This is a genomic window from Micrococcus sp. TA1, from assembly GCF_014199555.1.
Classification (GTDB): Bacteria; Actinomycetota; Actinomycetes; order Actinomycetales; family Micrococcaceae; genus Citricoccus.
The window spans coordinates 2328557-2343047 of the sequence record NZ_JACHNW010000001.1 but is presented as its reverse complement, the minus strand read 5'-3'; the positions used below and the strand labels follow the sequence as shown (position 1 = coordinate 2343047).

The 14491-nt window shown below is 72.1% G+C and carries 12 protein-coding genes; 4 read left to right on the top strand and 8 right to left on the bottom strand.

The window, feature by feature from the left end; genetic code table 11:
* Window positions 1-1062: a c-type cytochrome biogenesis protein CcsB gene (gene ccsB, locus GGQ69_RS10290; RefSeq protein WP_183527728.1), complete on the top strand. Its 1062-nt coding sequence runs from the start codon at window positions 1-3 to the stop codon at window positions 1060-1062.
* A gap of 546 nt (window positions 1063-1608) precedes the next feature.
* Here the strand turns inward: ccsB and GGQ69_RS10285 are convergent.
* Window positions 1609-2013 (bottom strand): PLD nuclease N-terminal domain-containing protein, encoded by a 405-nt coding sequence (locus GGQ69_RS10285; RefSeq protein ID WP_183527726.1) that lies wholly within the window; start codon window positions 2011-2013, stop codon window positions 1609-1611.
* 34 nt (window positions 2014-2047) lie between these two features.
* Here GGQ69_RS10285 and GGQ69_RS10280 point away from each other — a divergent pair, with 34 nt between their 5' ends.
* Window positions 2048-2356, top strand: a complete 309-nt coding sequence (locus tag GGQ69_RS10280) for a DUF4229 domain-containing protein (RefSeq protein WP_010143136.1) — start codon at window positions 2048-2050, stop codon at window positions 2354-2356.
* Here GGQ69_RS10280 and GGQ69_RS10275 read toward each other — a convergent pair whose 3' ends face one another.
* From GGQ69_RS10275 to GGQ69_RS10260, 4 genes are all read right to left on the bottom strand, one after another.
* Window positions 2357-3226, bottom strand: a complete 870-nt coding sequence (locus GGQ69_RS10275; RefSeq protein ID WP_183527724.1) for a 1,4-dihydroxy-2-naphthoate polyprenyltransferase — start codon at window positions 3224-3226, stop codon at window positions 2357-2359.
* 115 nt (window positions 3227-3341) lie between these two features.
* The gene (locus tag GGQ69_RS10270; RefSeq protein WP_183527722.1) at window positions 3342-4529 is read right to left on the bottom strand and encodes an AMP-binding protein; all 1188 of its coding nucleotides are present in this window, start codon (window positions 4527-4529) and stop codon (window positions 3342-3344) included.
* Window positions 4529-5491: a 1,4-dihydroxy-2-naphthoyl-CoA synthase gene (locus GGQ69_RS10265; protein ID WP_370577152.1), complete on the bottom strand. Its 963-nt coding sequence runs from the start codon at window positions 5489-5491 to the stop codon at window positions 4529-4531. Before GGQ69_RS10265 ends, GGQ69_RS10270 begins: the two co-directional genes overlap by 1 nt.
* 84 nt (window positions 5492-5575) lie before the next feature.
* Window positions 5576-7150, bottom strand: coding sequence for an MFS transporter (locus GGQ69_RS10260; RefSeq protein ID WP_183527718.1), 1575 nt, complete (start codon window positions 7148-7150; stop codon window positions 5576-5578).
* Between the two features lie 216 nt (window positions 7151-7366).
* On the opposite strand from GGQ69_RS10260, the gene GGQ69_RS10255 reads away from it, so the two are divergent.
* The gene (locus GGQ69_RS10255) at window positions 7367-8086 is read left to right on the top strand and encodes a tyrosine-protein phosphatase (RefSeq protein ID WP_183527716.1); all 720 of its coding nucleotides are present in this window, start codon (window positions 7367-7369) and stop codon (window positions 8084-8086) included.
* A 16-nt stretch (window positions 8087-8102) separates the two neighbouring features.
* On the opposite strand, the gene GGQ69_RS10250 is transcribed toward GGQ69_RS10255, so the two are convergent.
* Window positions 8103-9749 (bottom strand): alkaline phosphatase, encoded by a 1647-nt coding sequence (locus GGQ69_RS10250; protein WP_183527714.1) that lies wholly within the window; start codon window positions 9747-9749, stop codon window positions 8103-8105.
* Between the two features lie 87 nt (window positions 9750-9836).
* Between GGQ69_RS10250 and GGQ69_RS10245 the strand changes: the two genes are divergently transcribed.
* The gene (locus tag GGQ69_RS10245) at window positions 9837-10775 is read left to right on the top strand and encodes a DMT family transporter (RefSeq protein WP_370577151.1); all 939 of its coding nucleotides are present in this window, start codon (window positions 9837-9839) and stop codon (window positions 10773-10775) included.
* Here GGQ69_RS10245 and GGQ69_RS10240 read toward each other — a convergent pair.
* Together GGQ69_RS10240 and GGQ69_RS10235 are read right to left on the bottom strand one after the other, a co-directional pair.
* The gene (locus GGQ69_RS10240) at window positions 10744-12984 is read right to left on the bottom strand and encodes a S9 family peptidase (protein WP_183527712.1); all 2241 of its coding nucleotides are present in this window, start codon (window positions 12982-12984) and stop codon (window positions 10744-10746) included. The genes GGQ69_RS10245 and GGQ69_RS10240 overlap by 32 nt on opposite strands.
* A gap of 33 nt (window positions 12985-13017) precedes the next feature.
* Window positions 13018-14424: an NCS2 family permease gene (locus GGQ69_RS10235; protein ID WP_183528555.1), complete on the bottom strand. Its 1407-nt coding sequence runs from the start codon at window positions 14422-14424 to the stop codon at window positions 13018-13020.
* Between the last annotated feature and the right edge of the window lie 67 nt (window positions 14425-14491).

The following is a 14491-nucleotide window of genomic DNA, read 5'->3' as shown; positions in this document are numbered from 1 at the left end:
ATGCAGCCCATCAACCTGCAGCTGGCCAGCTACAGCGATCTGTTCATGCTGATCGCCGCGCTCGTCTACGCCGCCGCCTTCGTGCTGTTCGCCCTGGACATGGCGAACTCCTCCAAGACCATCCGCGCCCTGGAGGCCGAGCTGGCCGCGGACACCGCCCTCGAGCCGCAGGCCCAGCTGGTGGGCGCCGGCGCCGGGACCGCACCCGCCGGCCCGGGCCCGACGGCGGCGGGCGCCTCGGGGTCGGGGGCCGGGCCGGAGCTGGTGGACGAGGACATGGACTACCTGGGCACCACCCGGCGCCCGGTGGCCAACGTCGCGGTGGCGCTGATGGTCATCGGCGTCGCGCTGCACGCCTTCGCGGTGATCGCCCGGGGGATGGCCGCGCACCGGGTGCCGTGGGGCAACATGTACGAGTTCTGCACCACCGGGGCGCTGCTGGTGGCCGCGGTGTACCTGCTGTTCCTGATCCGCAAGGACATCCGCTTCCTGGGCACCTTCGTCGCGGGCCTGGTGGTGATCATGATGTGCGCGGCCACGATCGGGTTCCCCACCCCGCTGGCGCACCTGCAGCCGGCCCTGCAGTCCCCGTGGATCGTCATCCACGTCTCGATCGCCGTGCTGGCCTCGGCGCTGTTCACCCTGACCTTCTCGATGAGCGTGCTGCAGCTGCTCCAGCACCGCCGCGAGGCCCGGATCCGCACCGGGGGCCCGGCGCGGCCGGCGTTCCTGCAGTTGGTGCCCTCGGCGCTGAGCCTGGAGAACTGGTCCTACCGGATCAACGCGGTGGGCTTCGTGATGTGGACCTTCACCCTGATCGCCGGGGCCATCTGGGCCGAACAGGCCTGGGGCCGGTACTGGGGCTGGGACACCAAGGAGGTCTGGACCTTCGTGATCTGGGTGATCTACGCCGGCTACCTGCACGCCCGGGCCACCCGCGGCTGGACCGGGGAACGCGCCGCGTGGCTCTCGATCATCGGCTTCGCCGCCCTGGTGTTCAACTTCACCATCGTCAACACCTACTTCCCCGGCCTGCACTCCTACGCCGGCATCCCGGAGTAGGCATCACTCCGACGGCGACGGCAGGGGCCTGGGCGTTCCGTTGGTGAACTTCGACCGGTCGTCGTTGGGGTACAGCGGGTCCGGGGAGCTCATCACGATGGACAGGACAGCGCCGTCCGCGTCCCGGTCTCGCGGAACGTGACCTGGAGCGCGACCTCGTCCTGGGTGGCCCCGTAGAGGCGGTGGCCGTTCGGGTCCTGCTCGGCCCTGCGGGTTCATGCATCCGCCCAGTGTCACGGCGGCCAGCGCGGCGAGCGCCGCCATCGGTCCGCGGGCTCCCCGTGTCATCTGGCCTTCCCCCTCGTCCACGGACACCCGGTCAAGTCCTGTGAACGGGTACGCCGGGCTCTCCGACCCCAGGGGGTATTCGATGACATGATACGGGGACCCCGGTGTGGCCGGAGACCTCGTGGCCGTTGCCGGCGGGGGCCACGCAGACGATGTTCGTGGAGTCCAGGCCCTCTCGCTCGTCCGTGCCCATGGGCGATCCGCCGGCGCTCTGACAGGGGTCCGCACGGGGCCGCGATGGGGAGGACCCCCCCCAACTCAGGACGAGGCGGGACCGCCGTCCTCGGGTTGTTCCGAGCGCCCGTCCGTCTGCTGTTCCCGGGCCCTGAGCTCCGCCTCGCGGCGGTCCAGTTCGGCCTTGCGGGCCTGCTGCTGACGCTGGACATCGAGCTGGCGCAGGAAGGCCGCGTCGTCGTCGGGGGAGGAGGGCCGGCGCGGCGCGGCGGGACGGCCGCCCGGGGCGCCGCCGTTGCGACGGGACCGGGCCCGGCCGAGGAACAGCCACAGCAACGCGCCGATCAGCGGGACGAGGATGATGATCAGCACCCAGGCGGTCTTCGGAAAAGCCCGCACCTGGTGCTTCGGGGTCATCAGGCACTCGATGAGCGCATAGATGATGACGCCGACTGCGACGATGCCGAGGGGGATCAGGAAGCGGGGCATGCATCCATTCTACGGACCCCGGTAGACTACCGGGGTGCGTCTGCTCAAGTATGCCCTGATCCGCCTGGCCATCTTCTTCGTGGTCTGGGGTGCCTGCATGCTGCTCAACCTCGGCTGGGTGTTCTCCACCATCGCCGCGGCCGTCATCGCCCTGGCCGCCGGTTACCTGTTCTTCAACGACCTGCGCACCGGCGCGTCACAGGACGTGGCGAACGCGTGGACGGGCCGCAGCCGCGGCCGGGCGGACCGGGGCAGGACCGAGCAGGCGGACATGGACGTCGAGGACGCCTACACCGAGGGCCGGTACTTCGACCCGGAGCAGCCGAGGGACGACCAGCGCTGATCACAGCAGCAGTCCCACGCTGAACAGCACGGCGTAGACCAGGCCCAGGATGCCGGTGAGCTTCAGCACCGGGATCAGGTCCCGCCGCTCGGTGGCGTGCAGCATGGTCAGCGAGGGACGCACGGCCACCGCGCCGGCCAGCAGGACCAGCCACAGCCACGGGTGCTCGCCGGTGAACAGCAGCGGCAGGAGCACGGCCACCGCCACCATCACCACGTAGGACCAGCGCGCCGCGGTGTCGCCGAGGCGAACCGCCAGCGTCATCTTGCCCGTCTCGCGGTCCGTGGGGATGTCCCGGACGTTGTTGGCCATCAGCAGGGCGGTGGAGAGCAGTCCGCACCCCACGGCGCCGGCCCAGGCCGGACCGGAGAGCTCGAGCGCCTGCGTGTAGGTGGTGCCCAGCACGGCCACCAGCCCGAAGAAGATGAACACGAACACCTCGCCCAAACCCAGGTATCCGTAGGGCTTCTTGCCGCCCGTGTAGTACCAGGCGGCGACCACGGCCAGCACCCCGACGGCGATCATCCACCAGGTGCCCGCCCACGCCACGAGCGCCAGGCCGGCGAGGCAGGCCACCCCGAAGCAGGCGAAGGCGGCGGCCTTGACCGTGGCGGCCGGTGCGGCCCCCGAGCCGGTCAGGCGCAGCGGGCCCACGCGGACGTCGTCGGTGCCGCGGATGCCGTCCGAGTAGTCGTTGGCGTAGTTCACGCCGACCTGCAGGGCCAGGGCCACGATGAGGGCCAGCACCGCCCGGCCGAGGTGGAACCCCCCGAGCTCGGCCGCCGCGGCGGAGCCGATCATGACCGGGGCGATCGCCATCGGCAGGGTGCGCAGTCGCGCGCCGTCGATCCACTGGGCGGCGGTGGCCATAGGGCGGGTCCTTCCATCGGGGCGGTGAGTCCAGCGGCCTATTCTCCCACCTCGCGGCCGCATTGGATGCGCCGCAGGCGGTGGATGCCACAGGCCAGGGCGGCACCCCGGGGCATCACGACGTCCGGAAGCGCTCCAGGAGTGACTGCCGGTCGGTCTTGCCGTTGGGCAGCAGGGGCAGTGCGTCCAGCACCAGCCAGTCCTTCGGTGCCGCGGCCGGGCCCAGGGCCTGCCGCACCGTGCTGCGGGCGGCGGACTCGTCCCAGGACGCATCCGTCGCGACGGCGGCGCAGAGGCGCTGGCCCCACTCGTCGTCGGGGATCCCGCCCACGAAGGCGGCGCGGACGCCGGGCAGGGACTCCAGCACCCCCTGGACCCGGGCGGCGGAGACCTTCACCCCGCCGGTGATGATGACGTCGTCCACGCGGCCGGTGACGGTGAGGTGCTGGTGGCCGGGTGCGCCCTGGACAGTGCCGGTGTCCTCGGTGAGGTACCAGCGACGCGCCGGGTCGCCGTCGGTGCCCGTCCCGAAGTGCTCGGCCGTGCGGCCGGGGTCGTCGAGGTAGCCGGCGGCGACCACGGGCCCGGACAGCCGCAAGCGGGGGGTGTCACCGTCGGCGCCGTGGACGACCTCGGCGGTGACGTCCTCGAGCGGGACGCCGTCGTAGACGCAGCCGCCGCAGGTCTCGCTCATCCCGTAGGTCAGGTGCAGGGCGATGCGTGCGTCCGCGGCCGCGGCGCGCACGGTATCGGGCACCCGGGCCCCGCCGACCAGCACGACATCGAAGGTGCGGAGCGCATCGAGCGCCAGCCGGTCGGGACCGTCATCGGGGGAGAGCAGGCGGGCGAGCTGGGTGGGGACCAGGGAGACCGCGCGGAAGCCGGTGCCGCGCTCCAGCCGGTCCACGGCCTCGGCGAAACCCCGGGCGGTGAACGGGCCGGGGGCGGTGGGCACGGGCGTGGTCCCGGCCCGCAGGGACCGGGAGAGCACGGCCAGGCCGGCCACGAACTGCAGCCCCACGGCCAGCAGCCACTGCCCCTCGCCGCCGATGCGCGCGGCGGTGGCGGCGGCGGAGGCGGCCAGGGCCTCGCGGGTGAGCAGGGTCTGCTTGGGCGCGCCGGTGGACCCGGAGGTCCGCACCACCGCGACGACGCCGGCCGAGCCCCCGCGCGAGGGATCCGTGGCCTCGGGGCGGGGGAGCACCCGCCCGTCCGCGGTGAACTCCACCGGCGGCCCGGACCCGTCCAGCGCGGCGGCCAGCGCGCGCCGGGCGTCCTCGAGCCCGGAGTCGGTCAGCGGCATCAGAAGTAGTACGGGAAGCCGGACCAGTCGGGATCGCGCTTCTGCAGGAACGCGTCCCGTCCCTCCACGGCCTCGTCCGTCATGTAGGCCAGGCGGGTCGCCTCGCCGGCGAAGACCTGCTGGCCGGAGAGCCCGTCGTCGGCGAGGTTGAAGGCGAACTTCAGCATCCGGATGGCCTGCGGAGACTGGCGGTTGATGTCCGCGGCGTACTCCAGGGCCACCTCCTCGAGGCGCTCGTGGTCCACGGCCTCGTTGACGGCGCCCATCTGCACCATGTCCTCGGCCGAGTACTCGCGGGCCAGGAAGAAGATGGCGCGGGCGTTCTTCTGGCCGATCTGCCGGGCCAGCAGCGCCGAGCCGTAGCCGGCGTCGAAGGAGCCGACGGTGGCGTCGGTCTGCTTGAACCTGCCGTGCTGGCGCGAGGCGATCGTCAGGTCCGCGACCACGTGGAGCGAGTGCCCGCCGCCGGCGGCCCAGCCGTTCACGACGGCGATGACCGGCTTGGGCGTGGTGCGGATCAGCCGCTGGACCTCGAGGATGTGCAGCCGGCCGGCGCGCGCGGGGTCGATCGTCTCGGCGGAGGTGCCCTCGGCGTAGCGGTAGCCGTCCCGCCCGCGGATGCGCTGGTCCCCGCCGGAGCAGAAGGAGTGCCCGCCGTCCTTGGGGGAGGGGCCGTTGCCGGTGAGCAGGATGCAACCGACGTCCGGGGCCATCCGGGCGTGGTCCAGGGTGCGGTAGAGCTCGTCCACGGTGCCGGGGCGGAAGGCGTTGCGGACCTCCGGGCGGTCGAAGGCGATCCGCACGGTGCCCAGGTCCCTCACGACGGCGCCGGAGGCGTCGCGCTCGACCTGCCGGTGGTAGGTGATGTCCTCGAGGTCGAATCCCTCCACCACACGCCAGCGGGTGGGGTCGAAGACGTCGGAGACGCGGGCCGGGAGGTCTGTGTGTTCTGCGTTGCTCACCCGGCAGAGTCTAGCCAGCCCCACCGAGAGCACTGACCCGGCGGATCCTGGGGATCCGCCGGGTCAGGGGCACAGGGCGCGGTGTCAGCGGGCCGGGGCGCCCGCCGGCACGTCGTCGTCGTGCTCGTGGTGGTCGTCGTGGTGGAGGGCCACGCCGCCCCTGCCGCTGGCGGCCGCCTCCCGGGCCTCTGCGGCCGCGGCGAGCATCTCGTGTTCCGCCATGGTCCGCTGCTCGGGCTGCCGGCCCTGCTCCAGCGCGGTCTCGGCAGGGGAGCCGGGGACCACGGCCGAGCCGACGGCGCCGGGGATCTCCGAACCGCGCAGGGAGGCCCCCGCGGTCTCCCGCATGAACCACACGCTGACCAGTCCCACCGCGCAGGCGGCCATCATGTAGTAGGCCGGGAACTTGACGTCCCCCGTCACCCCGATGGCCCACTCGTTCACCAGCGCGGCGGTGCCCCCGAAGATCGAGGTGGCGATGTTGTAGGTGATCGCGAAGCCGGAGAACCGCGCCTGGGTGGGGAACATCGCCGGGAAGGTGGCGGTGATCGTGGACAGCTGCGGGATGTACAGCAGGCCCAGCACGGCGAAGCCGACGAGCGCCAGCCCGAAGTCCATGCCCATGAGCATGAACATGGGGATGGCCAGCAGGATGATCCCGCCCAGGGAGAAGTACCAGGACGGCTTGCGGCCGAACCTGTCCGAGAGGCCGCCGGACCACGGCATCAGCGCCATCATGGCGACCTCGCCGATGAGGATGATGGCGAGCCCGGCCGAGGCGGGCAGGCCGATCTGCTGCTCCAGGTAGGTGGGCATGTAGGACAGCAGCGTGTAGTTGACCACGTTCACCGAGATGACCAGCCCGGTCATCACCAGCATCGGCTTCCAGTGGGTGCGGAACAGCTGCGGCAGCGACGGGGTGTCGACCGACTCGGCGGCGGCCGGTGCGTCGTCGTTCATCTCCTCGTACACCGGGGTGTCGTCCAGCTTGGAGCGCAGGTAGAACCCGATCAGGCCCATCGGGGCGGCCAGCAGGAACGGCAGGCGCCAGCCCCAGGAGCTCATCTGCTCGGGGGACAGCAGCAGTTCCAGGAGCAGCATGACGGCCGTGCCCAGGGCGAAGCCGCCCAGGGTGCCGAACTCCAGGAAGGAGCCCAGGAAGCCTCGGCGGCGGTCCGGGGCGTACTCGGACATGTAGGTGGCCGCGCCCCCGTACTCGCCGCCGGTGGAGAAGCCCTGGACCATGCGCAGCACGATCAGCAGCACCGGGGCCAGCCAGCCGACCTGGTCGAAGGTCGGCAGCACGCCGATCAGGAACGTGGCACCGGACATCAGCAGGATGGTCAGCGCCAGGATGCCCTTGCGCCCGATCCGGTCCCCGAGGGGTCCCCAGACCAGTCCGCCCAGCGGCCGCACCAGGAAGGAGATCGCGAAGGTGGCCAGCGTCAGCAGCATGCCGCCCTCACCGGGGAAGAAGTGCTGGGTGATGTAGGCCGTGGCCACCGCGTAGACGCCGTAGTCGTACCACTCGGTGGCGTTGCCGAGCGCGGAGGCCGCGGTGGCCTTGCGGATGGCCGCCGCGGGGGTCTTCTTCCGGGGTGGACGGCTCGGCCTGGAGAAGCGATTGCGGACGGAGGACTGTGGTGCAGAGCTGGACACGAGTGCCGCTTCCTGTGCGATTCACCCCGTCAGGGGTGTTCCAGGGCCGACCAGGCGGTAGGCCCGGCGCACGGGGCGGCCGGGGGCGCCGGGTCGGGGCCGGGGAGGACGGCGGCCGGGATCGTGCATCGGCCACCCACCTGGGAGGTAGACGGTTGACCCTAACGGGGGCCGGGGGAGTCGGACAAATCGGGCCGGACGGTGCACAGTGGTGTCATGAACTGGGACGGAGCGGTCAACGCGCACCACGTGCTGGGGCTCATCTACCGGATGGGGCGCCAGGAATGGCTGACCGAGAACGGCTGGCGGCACCTGCGCCAGGACGGCGTCACCACGGTGATCGACCTGCGCAACGAGCCCGAACGCACCCGCCGGCCCACCGACCCCGCGGTGGGCGATGCCGCCCGGGCCGGGATTGACGTCGTGCACTGCCCGGTGGAGGACCAGGACGTGGCGGAGTACATGGCGCCGGCGCTCGCCGCCGGCGCACCGTACCCGAACCACCCGCGGTACTACCCGTCCACCCTGCGCTACTTCCCGGACCGGTTGGCCCGGGTGTTCAGCGCGATCGCGGCGGCACCGGGGGCGGTGGTGCTGCACTGCTCGGCCGGCCGGGACCGGACCGGGCTCGTGGTCACCCTGCTGCTGATGCTGGCCGGTCGGCGTGACCTGGTCCTGCCGCAGTACGACGCCGGCGCCCGGGGCATCAACGACTGGCACCGCATCAGCCCCGTGCCCCACCCCCACGAGCGGCATATGGCCGGTGCGGAACTGGAGGAGTTCCTCACCGGCCGGCTGCGGGCCCTGGAGGAGTTCGCGGACTCCCTGCCGGACGAGGGGTCGGTGGCGGCGCTGCTCCGGCGGCACGGCCTGGGCGAGGACGAACTGCAGGCGGTCCTGCGGAAGCTGGGCCGCACCGCCGGCCGGCCCGCCTGATCCGGGGCGTCGGCGCTCAGCGCTCCGGGGTCAGCGTCCGGGTGTACTGCACCTGGCCGTTCGCGTCGATCAGTTCCACGGTGAACTCCTCGCCCCCCGGGGCCACCTGTACGCGCCCGAAGAACTGCCCCGCGCCGTCGCGGGGTGATCCCATCGCCGGACCGGCCTTCTGGAAGTCCACGTGGGGACCGAAGGTGTGGTCCATCTCGTTGGGTCCGAAGGACCCGGCGTTGATGGGACCGGCCACGAACTCCCAGAACGGATGGAAGTCCGTGAATCGGGCCCGTTCGGGTGAGTAGTGGTGGGCGGCGCAGTAGTGCACGTCCCCGGTCAGGAACACGACGTTGCGGCTGCCCTGCCGCTTGATGCCGGACAGCAGCCGGGCCAGTTCGAGTTCGCGGCCCAGCGGCTGGCCGTGGTCGGCGTTGGAGATGGACTCCTGGCCCTTCCCGTCCGGGACGATGATGCCCAGCGGCAGGTCCGCCAGGATGACCTTCCAGGTGGCCTTCGAGGTCCTGAGCCCGCGCAGCAGCCACTCGAGCTGCTCCTCGCCGAGGAGGGCGGTCGCGTGCGGTTCCATGCCGTCGGTGTTCTCGCCCTTGTGCGTGCGCATGTCCAGGACGAACACGTCCAGCTGGGGGCCGCGCTCGATCCTGCGGTAGATGCGGGCCGGCTCGAGGCCGCTGCCGCGGGACATCGCCCGGTGGTCGGCGATCGGCTGGTACTCCTGCCAGGCGCGTCGACCGCGCGCGGCGAGGGTGTCGACGTCCCGGACGGTGTAGCGCTCATCGGTCAGCACCTCGCCGGCCCACCAGTTGTTGGTGGTCTCGTGGTCGTCCCACGTGGCGATGACCGGCACCTGCGCGTACATGGCCCGCACGTTGGCGTCCATCAGGTTGTAGCTGTGGCGGCCGCGGAACTCCCGCAGGGTCTCGGCCACCTTGGCCACCTCGTCGGTGACGACGTTGCGCCAGAGGGTCCCGTCGGGCTCCGTCATGGTCTCGGCGATCGGACCGTCCGCGTAGACGGTGTCACCGGCGTGCAGGAAGAAGTCGGGGTCGAACGAGCGCATCGTCTCGTAGCCGAACATGCCCCCGACGTCGGGGTTGATGCCGTAACCCTGGCCGGCGGTGTCGGCCGTCCAGACGAAGCTCTGCGCCCCGTCCGACCGGCGCCCCGGGGCGGTGCTGAACCGGCCGGTGCCGAGCTCGCTGCGGCGTCCGTGCTCGTCCTCGAAGGACAGCTCCAGGTCGAACGCGGTGCCGGACGGCAGGCCGCGGGCCTGGATGCGCGCGGTGAAGTCGGTGTCCGCGGTGGCCCACGGGCCGCGCAGGCGGATCGGTTCACCGTCCCGGCCCGCTCCATGACCACGACGCCGGCCCCGGGACCGCACGCGGTCGCCGTCGGCGTCGAGGGCGTGCAGGACCGCCTGGAGGCGGCCCTCGCCCGAGGCGCGGGACCACAGGACGGCGGAGTGGGACGTGACGTCACCGGTCTGGATCCCGGAGGGCAGGGTCAGGCGGGCCGCGGCGCGGCGTGCGGACACCGCCGGGGACGCGGCCGCCGGTCCGGTGGTGAGCGTGGTGGGCAGGGTGCTGGCGAGGGCGGCCGCGGCGGCACCCTTGAGCAGGGTGCGGCGGTTCGGCGCCGGGTGGTTCTCCATGCCCACAGTGAAGCCGCGCGCCGTGAAACGCCGGTGGCCTGCAGGTGAACTCCGGCGGGCCACCGGGAGGCCGGGGACAATGGGCACGTGACTCCCTCGACCAACCCGCTGCCGATCATCGTCCCCACGCCGCGGGCGGTCGGCGTCCAGCCCCGCGCCCTGGCCACCGGGGTCGTGCTGGTCATCGGGGCCTGCGTCTCGCTGCAGTTCGGCGCGGCCGTGGCGGTGCAGCTGTTCCCGGTCCTGGGCCCCTGGGGCGTCACCACGCTGCGGCTGGGCCTTGCCGCGGTGGTGCTGCTGGGTCTGGTGCGGCCGCGGATCCGCAGCTGGACGCGCGCGCAGTGGACGGCGGTGGTCCTGTTCGGGATCTCCATGGGTGCGATGAACGGGGTCTTCTACGCCGCGATCGACCGGATCCCGCTGGGGGTCGCGGTGTCCATCGAGTTCCTGGGACCGCTGGTGCTGGCCGCCCTCCTCGCCCGGCGCTGGGTGGACGGGCTCTGGGTGGCCGTGGCCCTGGCGGGCATGGCCCTGCTCGCGGTGGACAGCGCCTCCGGGGACGAGGCGCTGGACCCGGTCGGCGTGCTCTTCGCCCTGGTCGCCGGGGCGTTCTGGATGGCCTACATCCTCACCAGCAAGCGGGTGGGGGCGCTCGTGCCGGGCAGCGGGGGACTGGCCGTGGCACTGGTGGTGGCCACCGCCGTCGTGGCGCCACTGGGCGTGCCGGGGGCCGCCGGCGCGTTCGCGGACCCGGCGCTGCTGGGGCTGGGGCTCCTGGTCGCGCTGCTGTCCTCGGTGGTGCCCTACTCGCTGGAGCTCAACGCGCTGCGCCGGTTGCCACCGGCGGTGTTCAGCATCCTGCTGAGCCTGGAACCGGCCTTCGCGGCCCTGTTCGGGTGGCTGCTGCTGGGCCAGGAGTCCGGGCTGCTGCGCACCCTGGCGATCGTGCTGGTCGTCGCGGCCAGCGCCGGGGTGACGCTGACCGCGCGACGGCTCACACCCGCTGGCTCGCGCCGAGGGCGGTGAGCAGGAAGGCGTAGTCCCAGGCCCGGTCCTCCCAGGCCCGGTAGCGACCCGAGGCGCCCCCGTGGCCGCCGTCCATCTCCGTCTTCAGCACGATCGGCGAGCCCCCCGCGGCCAGCGGCGTGGACTGGTCCGAGGTGACCGTGCGGCGCAGCAGCTGGACCCACTTGGCCGGCTCCACGTACAGCACCCGGGTGTCGTTCAGCGAGGTCACGGCCGCGACGGCGGGATAGTCCACCGCCCGCACGTTCTCGTACGGGGTGTACTCGGCCATGTACCGGTACACCTCCGGGTCGGTGATCGGGTTGCCCCACTCCTCCCACTCCAGGGCGGACAACGGCAGGTCCGGGTCCAGGATGGAGGTCAGCGCGTCCACGAACGGCACCTGCGCCACGCACGCCCGGTACAGCTCGGGGGCCAGGTTCAGCACCGCGCCCATCAGCAGCCCGCCCGCCGAGCCGCCCATGCAGGCGATCCGGTCCGGGTCCACCCAGCCGGACTGCGCCACGAACCGGGTGGCGTCCACGAAGTCGGTGAAGGTGTTCTTCTTGTGCAGCTTCTTGCCGTGGTCGTACCAGGCACGGCCCAGCTCGCCCCCACCGCGCACGTGCGCCACCACGTAGACCACGCCGCGGTCCAGCAGGGACAACCGCGCCACGGACAGCCCCGGGTCCATCGAGACCTCGTAGCTGCCGTAGCCGTAGACGACGCAGGGGTTGGAACCGTCCCACTCGGTGTCCTTGCGCCGGATGACCGTCAGCGGGATCGTCACCCGCCGGTCCGTGGACTCGGCCGGTGCCCACCAGCGCTCCACGAGGTACTGCTCGGGGTCGTAGCCGGGCACCTCGACCTGGCGGCGCAGGTGCAGGGCGCCGGCCTCGCCGGCGCCCATCTCCCAGTCCAGCACCTGGGAGGGGGTCACCCAGGAGGTGTAGGACAACCGCAGGTAGGGCGACTCGTAGGGGGCCCCGGCCAGTTCGCACGAGTACAGCTCCTCGCCGAAGTCCGGCTCCACGGGCCGGCCCTGCTGGTCCGTGCCCAGCCCGGCCAGCGGCATCACGAGGGTGCGCGGGGTCGTCTGGCGGCGCACGCTCAGGGCCAGGTGCGTGGCGGTGACGGCGGCGCCGTCCACCTTGGTGGTGGCCGAGTGCTCCACGACGGTGCGCCAGGACCGCGGGTCCGTCACCGTCTCGCGGGCGGCCAGGGAGACCATGTTGTTCGGGGCGTCGGCCCCCGTGGCCAGGTCCTTGTCATGGACGATCACGTAGTGCCGCCGGCCGTCCAGGGTCACCGGGTCCACGCCGTGTAGCAGGCCGAGGGAGCGGTCCACGAGCACGCGCAGCCCGCCCAGCGGCTCCCCGGCGCCCTCGGGCAGGTCCAGGGCCCGGGTCTCGGCGAGCTCGGAATTGCCGATGGACACGACCAGCTCGGTGCGGTCGGCGGAGAGCCCGAAGCCGGACCACATCCCCGGGTCGTCCTCCTGGAACAGCAGCTGGTCCTGCTCGTTCGGCGTGCCGAGGGTGTGGGCGAGGATGCGGTAGGGACGCCAGGACTCGTCCGGGACGGTGTAGAACACTCGCGTGCCGGTGCGGTCGAAGACCACCCCGTAGGACACGTTGGGGATCTCGTCGGCCAGGTCCTCGCCGGTGCGCAGGTCCCGGACGCGCAGGGTGAAGCGCTCGTCGCCGGCATGGTCCACGGCGTAGGCCATCAGGTTCCCGTCCCGGGACACGGCCAGGCCGCCGAGGGAGAAGAAGGGCTTGCCCTCGGCCTCGGCGTTGCCGTCCAGGATGACCTCTTCGCCCTCGACCGCGACGCCCGGCTCGATGACCGGCGGGGTCCAGTCCGCGACGGCGTCACCGGTGTCCCGTGCCCGCACGCGGCACTGCACGCCGTACTGCTTGCCCTCCTCGGTGCGGGAGAAGTACCACCAGTCGTCCTTGCGGGCCGGGACGGACAGGTCCGTCTCCACCGTGTGGGCCTTGATCTCGCCGAAGATGGCCGTGCGCAGCGGCTCCTGGTCCTCGGTGACCGCGGCCGTGTAGGCGTTCTCCGCCTCCAGGTGCGCGATGACCTCGGGGGACTCCTTGTCCCGCAGCCAGTCGTAGTCGTCCGTGAAGGCCTGGCCGTGGTGCTCGCGCGGCACGGGGCGCCGCTCGGCGACCGGCGGGTGCGAGGTGGGGGCCGACGTCGTGGTGTCCGAAGAACTCATGGCCACCATTCAACCCCACGCCGGGGGCGTGGATCACAGCCCCAGCAGGCCCCGGAAAACGCCCATGCCGAAGTAGAGGACGAAGGCGGCGGCCACCACCCAGAGCAGGGGGTGCACCTCGCGGGCCCGGCCCTGGGCGGTGCGGATCACCGCGTAGGCGATCATGCCGGCGCCGATGCCGTTGGCGATCGAATAGGTGAACGGCATGAGGATGAAGGTCAGGAACGCCGGGAAGGCGGCACCCAGGTCCGTCCAGTCGATGTGCAGCACCTGCGTGGCCATCATGAAGCCCACCACCACGAGGGCCGGGGCGACCGCCTCGAAGGGCACCAGGTGGATCAGCGGGGTCAGGAACATGGCCAGCAGGAACAGCACGCCGGTCACCACGGAGGCCAGGCCGGTGCGCGCACCCTCGCCGATGCCGGTGCCGGACTCCACGAAGATCTGGTTGGCCGAGCCGGAGGCGCCGCCGCCGGCGGAGACGGCCAGGGCGTCCACCATGAGGACCCGGTTCAGGTGCGGGATCTGACCGTCCCGGGTGACGTTGCCGGCCTCGCGGGCCAGGCCCACGGACGTGCCCATGGCGTCGAAGAACACGGACAGCAGGATGACGAACACCAGCAGCAGTGCCATCAGGGGGCCGACCTGGCTGAAGGCCGCGAACAGGTCCGCCTGTCCCACGAGGGACACGTCCGGGGCGCTCCAGTCCGGGAAGGACGGGGCCACCAGGGACCAGCCGGTCGGGTTGACGTTGCCCTCGGCGTCCACCGAGGGGCCGATGTGGAACACCGCCTCGAGGATGTTCGCCAGCACGGTGGCCACCACGATCCCGATGAGGATGGCCCCGCTGGTCTTGCGGATCACGAGCACGGAGGTGACCAGCAGCCCGACGATGAACACGAGCACCGGCCAGCCCTCCAGGTCACCACCGGTGCCCAGCCCGACCGGGACGGTGGTGCCGGCGGCGTCCGGCACGCGGCGGACGAACCCGGCGTTGACGAAGCCGATCATGGCGATGAACAGGCCGATGCCCACCACGATCCCCGTCTTCAGGGCGTCCGGCACGGCGTTGAACACCGCCTGCCGGAAGCCGGTGGCCACCAGCACGGCCATGACCAGTCCGGCGATCACCACGAGTCCCATCACGGCCGGCCAGGTCAGTCCCTGGGTCGTGGCGACGGTGATGGCCACGAGCGCGTTGACGCCGAGCCCGGCGGCCAGGGCGAAGGGATGCCGGGCCCAGACGCCCATGACGATCGTCGCGATGCCGGCCACGAGCGCCGTCACGGCGGCCACCCGGCCGATGCCCAGGGTGTCCCCGTTCGCGTCCGCCCCGGAGAGCACGAGCGGGTTGAGCACGATGATGTAGCTCATCGCCAGGAAGGTCGCCAGCCCGCCGCGGATCTCCTGGGCGACGGAGGAACCGCGCCGGGAGATCATGAAGAACCGGTCGAACCCGTTGCGCGGATGGGCCGCGTCCACGGTGTTCAGGGTCCTGGGATCGGAT

Coding starts and splice junctions, on each gene's coding strand:
- GGQ69_RS10270 (WP_183527722.1), bottom strand. CDS start 4,529: ATGCCGCTGACCGACTCCGGGCTCGAGGACGCCCGGCGCGCGCTGGCC.
- ccsB (WP_183527728.1), top strand. CDS start 1: ATGCAGCCCATCAACCTGCAGCTGGCCAGCTACAGCGATCTGTTCATG.
- GGQ69_RS10275 (WP_183527724.1), bottom strand. CDS start 3,226: ATGGCCACCGCCGCCCAGTGGATCGACGGCGCGCGACTGCGCACCCTG.
- GGQ69_RS10235 (WP_183528555.1), bottom strand. CDS start 14,424: ATGATCTCCCGGCGCGGTTCCTCCGTCGCCCAGGAGATCCGCGGCGGG.
- GGQ69_RS10250 (WP_183527714.1), bottom strand. CDS start 9,749: ATGGAGAACCACCCGGCGCCGAACCGCCGCACCCTGCTCAAGGGTGCC.
- GGQ69_RS10240 (WP_183527712.1), bottom strand. CDS start 12,984: ATGAGTTCTTCGGACACCACGACGTCGGCCCCCACCTCGCACCCGCCG.
- GGQ69_RS10285 (WP_183527726.1), bottom strand. CDS start 2,013: ATGCCCCGCTTCCTGATCCCCCTCGGCATCGTCGCAGTCGGCGTCATC.
- GGQ69_RS10255 (WP_183527716.1), top strand. CDS start 7,367: ATGAACTGGGACGGAGCGGTCAACGCGCACCACGTGCTGGGGCTCATC.